This is a genomic window from Xanthomonas bonasiae (assembly GCF_017163705.1).
GTDB classification, from domain to species: domain Bacteria; phylum Pseudomonadota; class Gammaproteobacteria; order Xanthomonadales; family Xanthomonadaceae; genus Xanthomonas_A; species Xanthomonas_A bonasiae.
Genome location: NZ_JAFIWB010000002.1, coordinates 69,390 through 86,473 on the forward strand (window position 1 = coordinate 69,390; position 17,084 = coordinate 86,473).

Below are 17,084 nucleotides of genomic sequence, written 5' to 3' on the forward strand. Positions count from 1 at the left end.
CCGAGTTTGGATAGGAATCCCGACCATGCTTCTGGCAGACCTGAGTAGCGCCACCTATACAACGTCGTCCCCCCGCCTGCTGTCCAAATATGCAGCCGCGGCGGATATCCTGCTACGCGTATCGGATCTGACGGTCATCGTCGCCGGTGCGCTGCTGACCCACCGCCTGCTGTTCGGCAACTGGATGCCGGAAGCGTCCTACCGCGTCGCGATCGGCACCACGTTGCTGTACGCGGTGATCTGTTTCGCGCTGTTTCCGCTGTACCGCAGCTGGCGCGGACGCGGCCTGATGCGCGAGATGATGGTGCTGAGCCTGGCCTGCGGCGGCGTGTTCGCGCTGTTCGCGGTGCATGCCTTCGTGGTGCAGTTCGGGCAGCAGGTCTCGCGGCTATGGATCGGCCTGTGGTTCGCCACCAGTCTGGCCACCTTGCTGGTCTCGCGCACCATGGTGCGCGGCGTGCTCAACCACCTGCGCTCGGAAGGCGTGGACGTGCAGCGCGTGGTGGTGGTCGGCCTGCGCCATCCGGTGGTCAAGATCCACAACTACCTGAGCCGCAATCCGTGGGTGGGCATGCAACTGGTCGGCTATTTCAGCAGCGACTACGACCTGTCGGTGGCCGATCATCCGAAGAAGCTGCAGTGCCTGGGGGCCGGCACGCCGGAGTCGCTGATCGACTACCTCAACAACAACGAGGTCGAGCAGGTATGGATCTCGCTGCCGCTGGGCGAGCGCGACCACATCAAGCAGCTGCTGCAGCAGATGGACCGCTATCCGATCCAGGTCAGGCTGATCCCGGACCTGTTCGACTTCGGCATGCTCAACCAGTCCGGCGACCAGATCGGCAACGTGCCGGTGATCAACCTGCGCCAGGGCGGGGTGGACCGCAACACCTACTTCGTGGTCGCCAAGGCGCTGCAGGACAAGCTGGTCGCGCTGGCCGCGCTGGCGATGCTGTGGCCGGTGATGCTGGCGATCGCGGTGGGCGTGAAGCTGAGTTCGCCGGGTCCGGTGTTCTTCCGCCAGCGCCGCCATGGCCTGGGCGGCCGCGAGTTCTACATGTACAAGTTCCGCTCGATGCGCGTGCAGCAGGAACCCAGCGACGTGGTGGTGCAGGCCAAGCGCGGCGACAGCCGGGTCACCCCGTTCGGCGCGTTCCTGCGCCGCAGCAGCCTGGACGAGCTGCCGCAGCTGTTCAACGTGCTCGGCGGCAGCATGTCGGTGGTGGGGCCGCGGCCGCATGCGGCGCAGCACAACACCCACTACGAGAAGCTGATCAACCATTACATGCAGCGGCACTACGTCAAGCCGGGCATCACCGGTTGGGCCCAGGTCAACGGGTTCCGCGGCGAGACGCCGGAGCTGCGGACGATGAAGAAGCGCATCCAATACGATCTGGATTACATCCGCCGCTGGTCGCTGTGGCTGGATACGCGGATCATCGTGCTCACCGCAGTGAAGGTGCTCGGGCAGAAGACCGCCTACTGATGCGCCCGATGTACCGTTATCGCGCCGACCGTCCCCACTGCCGGCGCCGCCCCGTCGTCGCCGCCGGTGGCGGGGACGGCGGCGGCTGGGGCGCGGGCCGCGGCGCCATCGAGGTCGCTTGCCGCCGTGCCGTGCACGCGGGGCGTTCCGCCATGGGCACGTTGCGGCCGCCGTTGTCGCAACCCGTGACGCGTCGCGTCGCGCAGCGAGGTGCCGCGTGCTGAATACCGCCATCGATGCGCCGCCGATGACGCTGCGCGAGCAGCGCCACAATCTTCTGATCGAACTGGTGCTGCTGTTCGCCATCGGCTACAACTTCCTGCTCGCAGTGGTGAACGCCAAGGTGTTCCGGGTCAGCCCGGCGATGACCTATGTCGCGGAACTGGCGATCTACGGCGCCTGCTTCCTGATCGGCCTGTGGTCGCTGGACCGCAAGCGCACGGCGATGGTGTTCACCGGCATCGGCCTGCTGGCGCTGCTGATGCTGGTGCGGCTGTTCCTGGTCTGGTCGATCGATCCCAAGTTCTTCCGCGACGCGCTGATCCCGTTCGCGTTCCTGGTGCTGGGCGCGGCCTATACCGGTTCGTTGCCAAAACTTTTTCTGCGCATGGCGCTGATCGTGTCGCTGGTGGCGGCGTTCGAGCTGGCCCTGCCCAAGGTCTACGGCGACGTGGTCAACCCGAAGAGCTACTTCGTCAATGCGCGCGGCGCCAGCGCGTCGAGCTTCTGGAACCAGGACAGCAACCTGTTCGTCAGCGCGACCCGGCCGGGCGCGCGCAACTTCCTGCCGTCCTCCAACCTGCCGCGCGCCTCCTCGGTGTTCATCGAGCCGGTGACGATGGGCAACTTCATCATCTTCTTCACCGCGATCCTGCTGACCTTCTGGCGCTGGATGCGGCCGGTGGGGATCGCCGCGTCGGTGGCGATGATCGGCTTCCTGATCGTGGCCTCGGACGGACGCCTGGCCGCCGGCACCTGCGTGATGATGGTGGCGCTGACCCCGCTGCTGCTGCGCATGGACCAGCGCCTGGGCTTCCTGATCTTCTTCGGCGTGTTGCTGGGCGCGTGGCTGATGGTGTGGGCGTCCGGCATCCAGAGCTACGAGGACACCACCCTGGGGCGGGTGTTCTTCACCGTGTACTCGATCCGCAACATGACCGCCGAATCGTGGCTGGGCCTGGATTTCGACACGCCGTACAAGTATTTCGACAGCGGCATCGCCTATTTCATCTCCTCGCAGTCGGTGGTGCTGGTGCTGGCGTTCCTGCTGGCCTATTCGTTCGCGATGCTGATGCGCACGATCGAGGGCCAGCTGTTCAAGAATTTGCTGATCTTTGCGTTCGCGTTGAGCCTGCTGGTCTCCAACGGCTACTTCTCGATCAAGACCGCGGCGCTGTGGTGGTTCGTCTGCGGCTGCCTGTGGCAGATGGTGCCGCGGCGCGCAGTGGCGGCGGCATTGCCGCCGGCAACCGACACCACGCCGCGTGCGGCGGTGGCGACATGAGCGCCTCCACGCAGGCACTGCAGACGGTGCTGGCCGAGCAGCCGGCCCGCAGCGGCGTGCGCGGCACGCGCGATGCGCGCATCGACGCGGCCAAGGCGCTGGCGATCCTGCTGGTGGTGTTCGGCCACGCCAAGGGCATCCCGCATGCCTATGTGATCCTGGCCTACAGCTTCCACGTGCCGATGTTCTTCGTGCTGTCCGGCTGGGTCGGCGAGGCGTTCGGCAAGCGGCCGCTGGGCATGGCGACCTGGACCAAGCTGGCGCGCAGCCTGTTGCTGCCGTATCTGGCGTTCTTCCTGGTCGCCTACGCGTACTGGATGCTGACCCGCAACATCGGTTCCAAGGCGCAGCTGTGGGGCGACCGGCCGTGGTGGGAACCGTTGCTGGGCCTGGTCAGCGGCATCGGCCCCAAGCTCTACGTGATGCCGGCGTTGTGGTTCCTGCCGGCGCTGTTCGTGACCACGCTGAGCTATCTGTACCTGCGCCGGCGCCTGTCGCTGGAGATGCTGGCGGTGTTGTCGCTGCTGCTGGCCTGGGGCTGGGCGATCTGGTTCCCGACCCAGGATTACCGGCTTCCGTTTGCGCTGGATGTACTACCGGTGTCGCTGTGTTTCTTCGCGGTCGGCGCGGCCGCAGCCAAGCGCAGCGGCCTGCTTCCGACCAGCCGCACGGGCAACGCGCTGGCGGCATTGCTGCTCGGCGCAGTGTGGTTCGCGATCGCCTGGAACAACGGCCGGGTGGACGTGAACATGATGAAGTTCGGGCATTCGCCGCTCGGTTTCCTCGCCGCCAGCCTGCTCGGCAGCGCGATGGCGCTGTGCGTGGCGCGGCTGGTGCAGGAGTGGGCGTGGCTGCAGTGGATCGGACGCAACACCTTGCTGATCCTGTGCACGCATACGTTGCTGTTCTCGGTCATGGCCGGCGTGGCCAGCCGTACCGGCCTGGTCCGCGGCGATGCCTGGGGGCCGGCCTGGGCGGTGTCGGTGAGCGTGCTGGCGGTGCTCGCCAGCGTGCCGATGCGCGCGGTGATCGTGCGCGTGGCGCCGTGGATGATCGGGCTGCGGCGCGAGCCGGCACGGCAGGAGGCGTCCTGATGGCGCTGTCGCAATGCGGTGCGCTGGCGCAAGGGAGCGTTCAATGAAGGTGGTTCACGTCGTGCGCCAGTTCCATCCGTCGGTGGGCGGCATGGAGGAGGTCGTGCTGAACATCGCGCGGCGGCACCTGCAGCAGGGCCGCGATCAGGTCGAGGTGGTCACCCTGGACCGGGTCTTCACCCGGCGGCAGGAGCGGCTCGCGCAGCGCGATGCGTATCAGGGCGTGCCGATCGTGCGGCTGCCGTACCGCGGGTCCTCGCGTTATCCGCTGGCGCCGAAGGTCCTGGCCGCGCTGCGCGGCGCCGATCTGGTGCACGTGCACGGCATCGATTTCTTCTACGACTTCCTGGCCTTGACCCGGGTGCTGCACGGCACGCCGATGATCGTCTCCACCCATGGCGGCTTCTTCCACACCACCTATGCCTCGCGGCTGAAGATGCTGTGGTTCAAGACGCTGACCCGGGCCTCGGCCCGGGCCTACGCGCGGGTCGTGGCGACCAGCGAGAACGATGGCCAGGTGTTCTCGGCGGTGGTCGCGCCGCAGCGCCTGCGGGTGATCGAGAACGGCGTGGATGTGAGCAAGTTCGCCGGGCAGGGCAGCGCCACGCCGGGCCGCACGCTGATCTATTTCGGGCGCTGGTCGGTCAACAAGGGCTTGCTGGAAACGCTGGACCTGCTGCGCGCGCTGGCGGCGCAGGATCCGGCCTGGCAGCTGATCGTGGCCGGGCGCGAATACGATTTCACCCAGGCCGACCTGTTGCAGGCGATCGCCGAACGCGGCCTGCAGGACCGCGTGCAGCTGCGCGTGGCGCCGTCGCAGGAGGAACTGGCGCAGCTGCTCGGCAGCGCGCAGTACTTCGTGTGCCTGTCGCGTCACGAAGGCTTCGGCCTGGCCGCGGTCGAAGCGATGAGCGCCGGTCTGTTGCCGGTGCTGAGCGACATTCCGCCGTTCGCGCGCCTGGTGCGCGAATCGGCGCAAGGCGTGCTGCTGGATCCGGCCGATCCGCAGCGCGCCGCCACTGCGGTACAAGCCTATGCCGCCGCCACCGACGCGACGTTCCCCGCGCAGCGGCAGGCGGCCATGGCCTACGCGCAGCGCTACGACTGGGAGCATGTGGTCGGCGCCTATCTGGACGAATACCGCGCGGTACTGGGCAAGACGGAGGCGGGGCGATGAGCGACGAACCGCGTTGCAGCGGCGATGCGCGCGTGCCGGGACCGCCGATCACCGTGCTGCTGTCGACCGAGCGGCCGGGCGCGACCACCAATCCGTACCTGACCCAGTTGTACGCGGCATTGCCGCAGCAGGTGCAGTTGCGTTTCTTCTCGATGCGCGCGGCGCTGCTGTCGCGCTACGACGTGCTGCACGTGCACTGGCCGGAATACATGATGCGGCACCCGACGGCGGTGGGCACGCTGGCCAAGCAGGCGTGCATGGCGCTGCTGCTGCTGCGGCTCAAGCTCGGCGGCGTGCCGCTGGTGCGCACCTTGCACAACGTGGCCCCGCACGAGGACAAGGGCTGGCGCGAGCGCCTGCTGCTGCGCTGGACCGATCGCCTGACCGCGCGCTGGATCCGCATCAACGCGACCACGCCGGAGCGTGCGCCGGCCACCGACACCATCCTGCACGGCCACTACCGCGACTGGTACGCGGCGATGCCGCAGCCGCCGCGGGTGCCGGGACGCCTGCTGCATTTCGGCCTGCTGCGCCCGTACAAGGGCGTGGAAACCCTGGTCGCGACGCTGCAGGCCTTGCCCGACCCGGCGCTGAGCCTGCGCATCGCCGGCAATCCGATCGATGCGCAGATCCGCGCCGTGGTCGAACAGGCCTGCGCCGCCGATCCGCGGATCAGCGCGCGGCTGCAGTACGTGGAAGACGAGGTGCTGGCGCGCGAAGTCGGCGAGGCCGAACTGGTGGTGCTGCCGTACCGGCAGATGCACAACTCCGGCACGCTGCTGCTGGCGCTGTCGCTGGCGCGGCCGGTGCTGGCGCCGTGGAACGAGGCCAATGCGGCGATCGCCGAAGAGGTCGGGCCGCAGTGGGTGCTGCTGTATCGGGGCGAACTGGATGCGGCGCAGCTGGCCGACGCGCTGGCGCAGGCGCAGCGCCTGCCCGCCGACGCGGTGCCCGACCTGTCGCGGCGCGACTGGAGCGCGATCGGCGTGCAGCACTACCGCAGCTATCTGGATGCGCGCGGCGTGCGCAGCGAGGCACGGGCATGAGCACGACCGAAACCCCCGGTCCCGCAGCGCCGCCGGAACGCAGCCTCGGCTCGCGCGCGGCCGGTGGCGCCGCCGTCACCATGGCCGGGCAGTTGGCGAAGATGGTGGTGCAGTTCGGCGGCATCGTGCTGCTGGCGCGCTTGCTGACGCCCTACGACTACGGGCTGATGGCGATGGTCACCGCGATCGTCGGCATGGCCGAGATCCTGCGCGACTTCGGCCTGTCCTCGGCTGCGATCCAGGCCAAGCACGTCAGCCGCGAGCAGCGCGACAACCTGTTCTGGATCAACAGCGGCATCGGCCTGGTGCTGGCGATCGTGGTGTTCCTGTCCTCGTCGTGGATCGCGCACTTCTATCGCGAGCCGGCGCTGCTGGGTATCTCGCAGGCGCTGGCGGTGACCTTCCTGCTCAACGGCATGACCACCCAGTACCGCGCGCATCTCAGCCGTGGGCTGCGCTTCGGCCAGGTGTCGCTGAGCGATGTCGGCGCGCAGGTGATGGGCCTGGTCGCCGGCGTCGGCGTGGCCCTGGCCGGCTACGGCTACTGGGCGCTGGTGTGGCAGCAGGTGGTGCAGGCGCTGGTCAACCTGGCGATCGCCGGCGCCTGCGCGCGCTGGCTGCCGCGCGGCTATCGCCGCGACGCGCCGATGCGCGCGTTCCTGAGCTTCGGCTGGAACCTGATGGCCGCGCAGTTGCTCGGCTACGCCAGCCGCAACGTCGGCCAGGTGATCATCGGCCACCGCATCGGCGCCGAGGCGCTGGGCCTGTACAACCGCGCGTTCCAGCTGCTGATGATGCCGCTGAACCAGATCAATGCGCCGGCCACCTCGGTGGCGTTGCCGGTGCTGTCGCAGCTGCAGGACGATCCGCCGCGCTTCGGCAGCTTCCTGCTGCGCGGGCAGACGGTGATGGTGCACCTGATCGTGGCGCTGTTCTCCTGCGCCTGCGCGCTGGCGCTGCCGCTGATCGTGCTGGTGCTCGGTGAACAATGGCGGCCGGCGGTGCCGCTGTTCCAGGTGCTGACCCTCGGCGGCATCTTCCAGACCGCGTCCTACGCCACCTACTGGGTGTTCCTGGCGCATGGCCTGATGCGCGAGCAGTTGGTGTATTCGGTGGTCGGGCGGGTGACGCTGATCGCCTGCATCTTCGCCGGCTCGGCCTGGGGCGTGATGGGCGTGACCATCGGCTACACCCTGGGCCTGCTGGTGATGTGGCCGCTGTCGGTGATCTGGATCGCCAAGGTGGCGCCGCAGGTGCCGGCGCTGGAATTGTTCAACAACGGCCTGCGCGCGATCCTCGGCTACGGCGCGGCCGGCGTGGCGGCGTACTTCGCCGCGCAGCAGTGGGGCGGCAGTTCGCTGTGGCAGCAGCTGGCGGTGGGCGGCGCGGCGATGGCGCTGGGCTGCGTGCTGGTGTTCGCGCTGTGGCCGGCGTTCCGCCGCGACGTGATGGCGATCCTCAACATGCGCACGTTGCTGCGCGATGCCAGGGCCAAACGATGACCCGCGATCCGGCGATCTTCCCGACACCCCTCTACCGCAAAGGAGCGATGGCATGAGCGATTCTTCCGCAGCGGCGACGCTCGCCGCGGCACCGGCCGCGGCCCTTGCCGGACGCCCGCCGTGCTATCTGGTGCTGTCGGCGCACGACTACCGCACGCCGCGCCGCGCCAACATCCACTTCATCGCCGACGAGCTGGCCAAGCGCGGTACCACGCGCTTCTTCTCGCTGCGTTACAGCCTGCTGTCGCGGATGAAGGGCGACCTGCGGTTGCCGCTGGACGCCACCGCCAACACCGTGGTCAAGCACAACGGCGTGGACTGCTATCTGTGGCGCGCGCCGCTGCATCCGTTCAACACGCGGCGGCGCTGGCTGCGGCCGCTGGAAGACCTGATGTTCAAGCTGTACGCGGCCAAGCCGCCGGCCACGTTGCTGCGCTGGATGCAGGAAGCGGATGTGATCGTGTTCGAAAGCGGCATCGCGGTGGCCTTCATCGAGCTGGCGGCACGCATCAACCCGACCGCGCGCAAGGTCTACCGTGCCTCCGATGGCCTGAGCACGATCAACGTCGCCGACTACATCGAGCGCGAGTTCGACCGCGTGGCGCCGAGCCTGGACGTGATCGCGCTGGTGTCGCCGGCGATGGCCGAGGAGATTTCCAGCCGCCACAACGTGTTCCATGTGGGCCATGGCGTGGACCACAACCTGGACACGCTCGGCGATCCGTCGCCGTACGGCGAGGGCATCCATGCGGTGGCGGTCGGCTCGATGCTGTTCGATCCGGAATTCTTCGTCGCCGCCAGCCGCGCCTTCCCGCAGGTCACCTTCCACGTGATCGGCTCGGGCATGGGCCGCGCGCCGGGCTACGGCGACAACGTGGTGGTGTACGGCGAGATGAAGCACGCCGAGACCATCGGCTACATCAAGCACGCGCGCTTCGGCATCGCGCCGTACGCGTCGGAACAGGTGCCGGTGTATCTGGCCGACAGCTCGATGAAGCTGCTGCAATACGATTTCTTCGGCCTGCCGGCGGTGTGTCCGAACGCGGTGGTCGGCAGCTACCAGTCGCGCTTCGGCTATACCCCGGGCGACGAGGCCTCGATCGTCGCGGCGATCGAAAAGGCGCTGCACGCCCCGCACGTGCGCCATCGCCAATGCCTGAGCTGGTCCGAGACCACCGACCGTGTCCTGGATCCGTCGGCCTATCCGGAAACCCGGCTTTTCGCAGGCGATACCGCCTGACACGGAGCCGCTCGCCCGCGAACGGCGTTCGCGTACACAAGGGAGGATGTCGCATTGTCCGCACTGCAAAAATGGATCGACTACGAAGAACGCCGCGCGCTGTTCTGGTGGAAGCCGAAGAACGGCGAGATCAACGTCGGCGATCACCTGTCCAAGATCATCGTGTCCAACGTGCTGGCGCAGCGCGACCGGACCCTGCTGGACAAGCGCGACAAGCGCAAGCGCCTGATCGCGATCGGTTCGGTGCTGCATTTCGCCAGCGACGGCGACACGGTGTGGGGCAGCGGCATCAACGGCAAGATCCCGGCCGAGCGGCATCGCTTCCGCGCGCTCGACGTGCGTGCGGTGCGCGGACCCAAGACCCGCGCGTTCCTGCAGGAACGCGGGCTGCAGGTGCCGGAGATCTACGGCGATCCGGGACTGCTGATGCCGCTGTTCTTTCCGCTCGACGCGCTGGCGCCGCCGGCCGTGCGGCAGCCGTTCCTGATCGTGCCGCACTTCAACGAGCCATCGGACAAATACGCACGCTACAAGGACCAGCTGGTGCTGCCGAACCGGCAGCCGGCCGGGTTCGTGCGGCAATTGCTGGCCGCGGAACTGGTGGTTTCCAGTTCCCTGCACGGCCTGATCCTGGCCGAAGCCTACGGCGTGCCGTCGGTGTACCTGGACTGGGGCAACGGCGAGGACCGCTTCAAGTACGACGATTACTACTACGGCACCGGGCGCACGCAGTGGCATGCCGGCCACAGCGTCGAGGAGTGCCTGGCCCTGGGCGGCAACGCCCCGTTCGAGCTGAATGCCCTGCAGCGCGGTCTATTGGACAGTTTTCCCCATGACCTCTGGTGATGCGCACTCCGAGCGGCAGGAGGTGATGGCGCTGGGCGGCTATCCGATCCTGCGCACCACCGAAGCGGCGTTCGCGCACGCGCTGTTCCAGGCGCAGGCGCGCGGCGAGCAGCGCCAGGTGTTCTTCGCCAACACCAACTTCGTGGTGCAGTGCCAGGCGCTGCGCACGCGCCTGCGCGCGCCGGGCGTGCGCATCGTCAACGACGGCATCGGCATGGACCTGGGCGCGCTGCTGGTGCATCGCCGCCGCTTCGCCGGCAACCTCAACGGCACCGACCTGATTCCGTACCTGTGCCGGCACAGCCGGCGGCCGCTGCGCTTCTTCCTGCTCGGCGGGCGGCCCGGCGTGGCCCAGGCCGCCGCGCAGACACTGCGGCAGACACTGGGCCAGAACGTGGTCGGCACCTGCGACGGCTACGCCGAGTTCGCCGCCGCGGGCACGGCGCTGACCGAGCGCATCAACGCCAGCGATGCCGACGTGGTGCTGGTGGCGTTCGGCAATCCGCTGCAGGAAACCTGGATCCTCGACCATGCCGCGCAGCTGGACGCGCGCTTGCTGTTCGGGGTCGGCGCGCTGCTGGATTTCCTGTCCGGCAACGCCCAGCGTGCGCCGGCCTGGGTGCGCCGCCTGCACATGGAGTGGATGTACCGCCTGCTGCGCGAGCCGCGGCGCCTGCTCAAGCGCTACAGCTGGGACCTGCTGGTGTTCTTCGGCGTCTGCCTGCGCAACGGCCGGCGCCTGGTGGGCTAGCCTAGCCAGGCAAGGCGGGCCGGCACTCGCCGGCGCCCATCAACCGCCAGGGCGGCCCCCGTCGGTGGTCTAGCCCAAGCCGGCCGACAGGCCCTAAACTGGGCCATGTCTACGAAATCGTCCACTCGTATCGCCACCTTGGTGCGCGACCTGTCGCTGCTGCCGCACCCGGAGGGCGGGCGCTATGCGCGCGTACATACCTCCGCACTGCAGGTCCAGCACGAGGGCGTCACGCGTCCGGCCTGCACCGCGATCCGCTTCCTGCTGGTGCGCGGCGAGTGCAGCGATTGGCACCGGATCGATGCCGACGAAACCTGGCAATGGGAGGAGGGCGGCGCGCTGGAATTGCTGAGCTTCGATCCGCAGCATGGCCTGCAGCGCTACCGGATGGACGCCAGCGAGCGCGGGGGCCTGCCGTCGGTGGTGATCCCGGCCGGCAGCTGGCAGGCGGCGCGGCCGCTGGACGACTACAGCCTGGTGCGCTGCGTGGTGGCGCCGGGGTTCCTGTGGGAGCGCTTCCAGCTGCTGCCCGTCACCGATCCGCTGGCCGCGTACCTGCCCAAGCTGTCGGGCTGATATCGTCGCGACGCGCTGGATCTTCGGCGTCGGTCCGAATTCCTGGAGAGTGCCGCGATGCCCTGGACGAATGCGGTGAGAGGCGTGTGTGCGGCAATGCTGCTGGCGTTCGCGGGCCTGGCTGCCGCGCATCCGGCGGTGCCGCCAGCGGCGCCGGCCGCCGCGCCGGTGGTCGATCTGGAGGCGGTGCTGGTGACCGGCCAGCAGCCCGGTCCCGGACTGTGGCAGGTGCGCCGCGGCGACCACGTGCTGTGGATCCTGGGCACGGTGTCGCCGTTGCCCAAGCGCATGCAGTGGGCGTCGGGCGAGGTGGAGCGGGTGATCGGCCAGTCGCAGCAGGTCATCGCGGCGCCGACGCTGTCGCTGTCCTCGAACCTGGGCGTGTTCCGCAGCCTGCTGTTGCTGCCGTCGCTGCTGAAGGCGCGGCGCAACCCGGACGGCCAGACCCTGCAGCAGGTACTGCCGGCCGACCTGTACGCGCAATGGCTGCCGCTGAAGGCGCGCTACCTGGGCCGCGACGCCAGCGTGGAAACGTGGCGGCCGGTGTTCGCCGCGCAGGAACTGTACGAGGCGGCGATGCGCAAGTCCGGGCTGAGCATGGCCAGCGTCACCGCGCCGGTGATCGAGCGCGCGGCCAAGCGCGCCAAGGTGCCGATCGTGCCGGTGGTGGTGGAAGTGAAGGTGCCCGACGCCAAGCGCGCGCTGCAGGAATTCCGCGCGACGGCGCTGAACGACCGCAACTGCTTCGCGCGCACGCTGCAGGTCATCCAGGGCGACCTGGAAACGATGCGGCAGCGCGCCAATGCCTGGTCCGAGGGCGATCTCGACGCGCTCGGCAAGCTGCCGGGCAACGATCAGTACCGGGTGTGCATGGACGCGGTCGGCGAGGCGGCGATCGCGCCCAAGCTGGGCCTGGGCGATGTGCGCCAGCGCGCGCTGGGCAAGTGGCTGGAAACGGCGGAGCGGGCGCTGGCGCAGAACCACTCCAGCTTCGCGGTGCTGTCGATGCAGGGCCTGCAGGAGGCAGATGGTCCGCTGGACCGGCTGCGCGCACGCGGTTACGAGGTGATCGCGCCTTGAGCGGGTGAGGTGCGACGCGCGTTGCCTGCCTGGCCGCGCCGCACCTGCCGTTCACGCCTTGGCCAGGCGCGCCGCGTTGGCGCCGGTCGCCAGCTGCGGCCAGCGCGCCAGGATCGCCGCGCGGATGCCGGCGGCGTCGATCCCGGCTTCGGCCAGCAACTGCTCGCGGCTGGCGTGGTGCTGGAATGCGTCGGGCAGGCCCAGGTGCAGCACCGGGCGCAGCACGCCTTCGGCATTGAGCAGTTCGGCCACGCCGGAACCGGCGCCGCCGGCCACCACGTTGTCCTCGATGGTCACGAAGCCGTCGTGGCTGCGCGCCAGTTCGAGCAGCAGCGCGCGGTCCAGCGGTTTGACGAAGCGCATGTTGACCACGCTCAGGCCGAGCTCGCGGCCGACCTGTTCGGCCGCCGCCACGGTCGCGCCGAACGCCAGCAGCGCCAGCGTGGCGCCGTTCGCACGGACCTGCGCCTTGCCGATCGGCAGCGTGTCCAGCGCCGTGCCGGGCGCCACGCCGGGACCGGTGCCGCGCGGATAGCGCACGGCGGCCGGACCGGCGTGCTGCAGGCCGGTGCTGAGCATCTGCCGGCACTCGGCCTCGTCGGCCGGGGCCATCACCACCAGATGCGGCACGCAGCGCAGGAAGCTCAGGTCCAGGTTGCCGGCATGGGTGGCGCCGTCCGGACCGACCACGCCGCCGCGGTCGATCGCGAATAGCACGTCGAGCTGCTGCACCGCCACGTCGTGCACCAGCTGGTCGTAGCCGCGCTGCAGGAAGGTCGAGTAGATCGCCACGACCGGCTTGGCGCCCTGCGTGGCCATGCCCGCCGCCAGCGTCACCGCATGCTGCTCGGCGATCGCCACGTCGAAGTAGCGCTGCGGGTATTCCTTGCTGAAGCGCACCAGGCCCGAGCCCTCGCGCATCGCCGGGGTGATCGCCAGCAGCGTCGGTTCGGCAGCGGCCATGTCGCAGATCCAGTCGCCGAACACGTCGGTATAGGTCGGCGCCTTGGCGCCCGGCTTGGACACCAGGCCCTTGCTGGGATCGAACGGGCCGACCGCGTGGTAGCCGATCTGGTCGCCCTCGGCCAGTTCGTAGCCCTTGCCCTTGGTGGTGATCACGTGCAGCAGCTGCGGACCCTTGAGCGTCTGCAGCGTCTTCAGCGCGCCGATCAGCGCCGGCAGGTCGTGGCCGTCGATCGGCCCGGTGTAGTGGAAGCCCATCTCCTCGAACAGCGTGGAGGGCACGAACATGCCCTTCCAATGCTCCTCCCAGCGGCGCACGAAACGCGCGGTGGGATTGCTCTTCTTGTCGCCGAGGATCTTCTTGCCGCCTTCGCGGATCGCATTGAGGGTCTTGCTGCCGCTCATCCGGCCGAGCATCTTGGTGACCCCGCCGACCGCTTCGGAGATCGACATGCGGTTGTCGTTGAGGATCACCAGCAGGTTCGGTTCCGGGTCCATGCCGCCGGCGTGGTTCAAGGCCTCGTAGGCCATGCCGGCGGTCATCGCGCCGTCGCCGATCACCGCCACCACCTTGCGCTCGTCGCCGGCGCGCTGCAGCGCGATGGCCATGCCCAGCGCCGCGGAGATCGAGGTGGAGGAATGGCCGACGCCGAAGGTGTCGTACTCGCTCTCCTCGCGCTTGGGAAACGGCGCCACGCCGCCGGCCTGCTTGACCGAATGGATCTCGTCGCGCCGCCCGGTCAGGATCTTGTGCGGATAGGTCTGGTGGCCGACATCCCACACCAATCGGTCGACCGGGGTGTCGTAGAGATAGTGCAGGGCCACGGTGAGTTCGATCACGCCCAGGCCGGCGCCGAAATGGCCGCCGCTCTTGCCGACGCACTCGATCAGGTAGGCGCGCAGTTCCTCCGCGATCGCCGGCAGCTCCGACTCCTCGAAGCGGCGCAGTTCGGCGGGGATCTGGATGCGCGCGAGGCGCGGATAGCGGGTGGGATCGATCATCGGGATTAGGGTTCAGCGGACCGTCCATTTTCCTCCCCATTCCGGGCACGGGCAAGCAACCCGTTCAGTTGCGCACGGGCACAGGCCACGCTGGCAGGGAGGTGCGGCAATCCGTCGCAGTGCGCGGCGCGTTGCGCGCCGGCCTGGCGGTCAGACCGACAGCTTGGAACGCTTGGGCAATTGCGCCTTCAGGAACGACATCTGGTCGGCGAGGATGTTGCGGTTGGACAGGATCAGGTGCTCGATCCAGCTCGGCCGGTACGGGACCGCCAGCAGCGGCATCGACGCCTGCTGCGGGGTGCGGTTGCCCTTGCGCGAGTTGCAGTGGAAACACGCGGTGACCACGTTCTCCCAGGTGTCGCGGCCGCCCTTGGAGACCGGCAGCACGTGGTCGCGGGTCAGTTGCGGGCGGCTGAACTGCTGGCCGCAGTACAGGCACAGCTGCGCGTCGCGGGCGAACAGCGCGGTATTGGTCAAGGTGGGCGTGGGATCGAGCGCGCGCGAGCGGGCATGGCCGCGCGCGGCGATGATCGGATGCAGGTGCAGCACGCTGCGCTCGCCGCTGGCGCGCGACATGCCGCCATGGATGTGCATGCACGGCTCGCCGAGGGTCCAGGCCACCGCGCCGCGCGCATACAGGCAGGCGGCCGATTGCCAGTTGATCCAGTCCAGCACCCGGCCATGCGCATCCAGCGACAGCAGGCGCACCGAAGGCAGGTGGGTAGGGGGCGACGAAAACGACGCGTCGCCGGCCGAAGCGGCGAAGGCTCCGGTATCGATCAGACCAAGCGTTGTTGTGTCTGTCTCCATCGGGAAAACAGCTTATACCCGATTGTTGACGATTTGTGTATCGAAGCGGGACGGATCTGCGCGACCGGCGCAGTGCGCCGCCGGTCGCGCAGCGCACCTTGCTCAGAAGTGCGCGTCGGCCATCGCCATCAGCGGTTCGGCACCGGCCTCGATCACCGCGGCGTGGGTCAGCGTGCGCGGCAGGAGCTTGGCGTAGTAGAAGCGCGCGGTCTCGCGCTTGGACTGCTTGAACGCTTCGCTCTGCGCCGATGCATCCGCGGCGGCGACGCTGCGCGCCCACCAGTAGGCCAGCACCACGTAGCCGGAATAGAACACGTAGTCGTAGCTGGCCGCGCCCAGCTCGTCGGCATTGCCGGCGGCGCGCTGCAGGATGCGCTTGGTCAGCGCCGCCCATTCGCCGGCCTTCTCGCGCAGCGGGCCGACGAACTCGGCCACGGCCGGATTCTCGGCATGCTCGGCGAGGAAGGCCTCGATCTGCGCCAGGAACAGCTTCAGTCCCGCGCCCTGGCTGGACGCGGTCTTGCGCCCGATCAGGTCCAGCGCCTGGATGCCGGTGGTGCCTTCGTACAGCGTGGTGATGCGGGCGTCGCGCGCCAGCTGTTCCATGCCGTGCTCGTGGATGTAGCCGTGGCCGCCGAAGCACTGCAGCGCGTGATAGGTGTTCTCCACGCCCCATTCGGTCTGGCAGGCCTTGGAGATCGGGGTCAGGAAACTGACCAGCACGTCGGCCTGCTCGCGCTCGGCCGGGTCCTGCGCGTGGTGGGCGATATCGATCAGGGTCGCCGCGTGCAGCGCCAGCAGGCGGCTGCCTTCGGTCAGCGCCTTCACCGTCAGCAGCATGCGGCGCACGTCCGGATGCACCAGGATCGGGTCGGCCGGCTTGTCCGGCAGCTTGGCCCCGGTCAGCGAACGCGACTGCAGGCGTTCGCGCGCATAGCGCAGGGCGTTCTGGTAAGCGCGTTCGGACAGGCCGATGCCCTGCAGGCCGACGCCCAGCCGCGCCGTGTTCATCATCGTAAACATGGCCTGCAGGCCCTTGTGCGGCTGACCGACCAGGTAGCCTTCGGCGCCGTCGAAGTTCATCACGCAGGTGGCCGAGCCGTGGATGCCCATCTTGTGTTCCAGCGAGCCGCAACGCACCGCGTTGCGCGCGCCGACGCTGCCATCGCGGGCGACCTTGAACTTGGGCACCACCAGCAGCGAGATGCCCTTGGCCCCGGCCGGCGCATCCGGCAGCCGCGCCAGCACCAGGTGCACGATGTTGTCGGTGAAGTCGTGCTCGCCGGCGGTGATGAAGATCTTGGTGCCGCTGACCGACCAGCTGCCGTCGGCATTGGGTTCGGCGCGGGTCTTGAGCAGGCCCAGGTCGGTGCCGCAGTGCGGCTCGGTCAGGCACATGGTGCCGGTCCAGCGGCCATCCACCAGCGGCTTCAGGAACACCTCCTGCTGCCAGGCCTCGCCGTGCTGCTTCAGCGCCTCGACCGCGCCATGCGACAGCAGCGGGAAGTTGCCCCAGGCCAGGTTGGCGGCGTTGACCATCTCGTTGAGCGGCACGTCCAGGGTATGCGGCAGGCCCTGGCCGCCGAACTCGGTGGCCGCGGTCAGGCCGGTCCAGCCGCCGTCGGCGAACTGCCGGTAGGCCTCGCGAAAGCCGGGTGCGGTGGTGACCGCGCCGGTAGCCGCGTCCAGCGTGCAGCCGTGTTCGTCGCCGACCCGGTTCAGCGGCGCCAGGACGCTGCCGGTGAAGCGCGCGGCTTCCTCCAGCACGGCATCGACCACGTCGGTGGTGGCCTCGGCATAGCCGAGGCGGACGAACAGCGCTTCCACCTGCAGCACGTCGTGCAGCGCGAAGCGCAGGTCGGTCAGCGGGGCTTGGTAGGTGCTCATGCGGTCGCTCGAACAGAGGCCGCGGCGCGGCCGAGGTGCGCAGGATACTACGGCGTATGGATGTGGGGCGGGGATTCGGGATGGGGGATTCGGGATTCGCAACGGCCGTCGCGCGGCGGA

Annotated in this window: 14 protein-coding genes; 11 read left to right on the forward strand and 3 right to left on the reverse strand. The window is 68.9% G+C overall.

Annotated elements, in window-relative coordinates:
• Positions 1-25: 25 nt before the first annotated feature.
• The 11 genes from JR064_RS02995 to JR064_RS03045 all read left to right on the forward strand — a co-directional run bounded on the left by JR064_RS02995 (position 26) and on the right by JR064_RS03045 (position 12,302).
• Positions 26-1,486 (forward strand): undecaprenyl-phosphate glucose phosphotransferase, encoded by a 1,461-nt coding sequence (locus JR064_RS02995; RefSeq protein ID WP_179565367.1) that lies wholly within the window; start codon positions 26-28, stop codon positions 1,484-1,486.
• Between the two features lie 247 nt (positions 1,487-1,733).
• Entirely contained in the window at positions 1,734-2,990 is a 1,257-nt protein-coding gene (locus tag JR064_RS03000) for a polysaccharide biosynthesis protein GumE (RefSeq protein ID WP_206228941.1), read from the forward strand.
• Positions 2,987-4,084: an acyltransferase family protein gene (locus JR064_RS03005; RefSeq protein WP_206228780.1), complete on the forward strand. Its 1,098-nt coding sequence runs from the start codon at positions 2,987-2,989 to the stop codon at positions 4,082-4,084. The genes JR064_RS03000 and JR064_RS03005 overlap by 4 nt, the downstream gene beginning before the upstream one ends.
• A 43-nt stretch (positions 4,085-4,127) precedes the next feature.
• Positions 4,128-5,261: a glycosyltransferase family 4 protein gene (locus JR064_RS03010; RefSeq protein ID WP_206228781.1), complete on the forward strand. Its 1,134-nt coding sequence runs from the start codon at positions 4,128-4,130 to the stop codon at positions 5,259-5,261.
• Positions 5,258-6,307, forward strand: a complete 1,050-nt coding sequence (locus JR064_RS03015; protein ID WP_206228782.1) for a glycosyltransferase — start codon at positions 5,258-5,260, stop codon at positions 6,305-6,307. The genes JR064_RS03010 and JR064_RS03015 overlap by 4 nt, the downstream gene beginning before the upstream one ends.
• On the forward strand, positions 6,304-7,809 hold the full coding sequence (locus JR064_RS03020; protein ID WP_206228783.1) for a lipopolysaccharide biosynthesis protein: 1,506 nt from the start codon (positions 6,304-6,306) through the stop codon (positions 7,807-7,809). The genes JR064_RS03015 and JR064_RS03020 overlap by 4 nt, the downstream gene beginning before the upstream one ends.
• 52 nt (positions 7,810-7,861) lie before the next feature.
• Positions 7,862-9,049, forward strand: a complete 1,188-nt coding sequence (locus tag JR064_RS03025; protein WP_225209651.1) for a GumK N-terminal domain-containing glycosyltransferase — start codon at positions 7,862-7,864, stop codon at positions 9,047-9,049.
• Between the two features lie 54 nt (positions 9,050-9,103).
• Positions 9,104-9,895, forward strand: a complete 792-nt coding sequence (locus tag JR064_RS03030) for a polysaccharide pyruvyl transferase family protein (RefSeq protein ID WP_206228784.1) — start codon at positions 9,104-9,106, stop codon at positions 9,893-9,895.
• Entirely contained in the window at positions 9,882-10,646 is a 765-nt protein-coding gene (locus tag JR064_RS03035; protein ID WP_206228785.1) for a WecB/TagA/CpsF family glycosyltransferase, read from the forward strand. Before JR064_RS03030 ends, JR064_RS03035 begins: the two co-directional genes overlap by 14 nt.
• 105 nt (positions 10,647-10,751) lie before the next feature.
• The gene (locus JR064_RS03040) at positions 10,752-11,222 is read left to right on the forward strand and encodes a cupin domain-containing protein (protein WP_179565351.1); all 471 of its coding nucleotides are present in this window, start codon (positions 10,752-10,754) and stop codon (positions 11,220-11,222) included.
• A 57-nt stretch (positions 11,223-11,279) separates the two neighbouring features.
• Positions 11,280-12,302: a TraB/GumN family protein gene (locus JR064_RS03045; RefSeq protein ID WP_206228786.1), complete on the forward strand. Its 1,023-nt coding sequence runs from the start codon at positions 11,280-11,282 to the stop codon at positions 12,300-12,302.
• A 51-nt stretch (positions 12,303-12,353) separates the two neighbouring features.
• Here the strand turns inward: JR064_RS03045 and dxs are convergent, their stop codons facing one another.
• The 3 genes from dxs to JR064_RS03060 all read right to left on the reverse strand — a co-directional run bounded on the left by dxs (position 12,354) and on the right by JR064_RS03060 (position 16,964).
• Positions 12,354-14,267 carry a 1-deoxy-D-xylulose-5-phosphate synthase gene (gene dxs / locus JR064_RS03050; RefSeq protein WP_206228787.1) on the reverse strand — a complete coding sequence of 638 codons (1,914 nt, stop codon included), beginning with the start codon at positions 14,265-14,267 and terminating at the stop codon, positions 12,354-12,356.
• A gap of 150 nt (positions 14,268-14,417) precedes the next feature.
• A complete protein-coding gene (locus JR064_RS03055; protein WP_179565345.1) occupies positions 14,418-15,077 on the reverse strand; it encodes an HNH endonuclease in 660 nt (219 codons plus the stop codon).
• A gap of 102 nt (positions 15,078-15,179) precedes the next feature.
• A complete protein-coding gene (locus tag JR064_RS03060; RefSeq protein ID WP_206228788.1) occupies positions 15,180-16,964 on the reverse strand; it encodes an acyl-CoA dehydrogenase C-terminal domain-containing protein in 1,785 nt (594 codons plus the stop codon).
• Positions 16,965-17,084 lie beyond the last annotated feature (120 nt).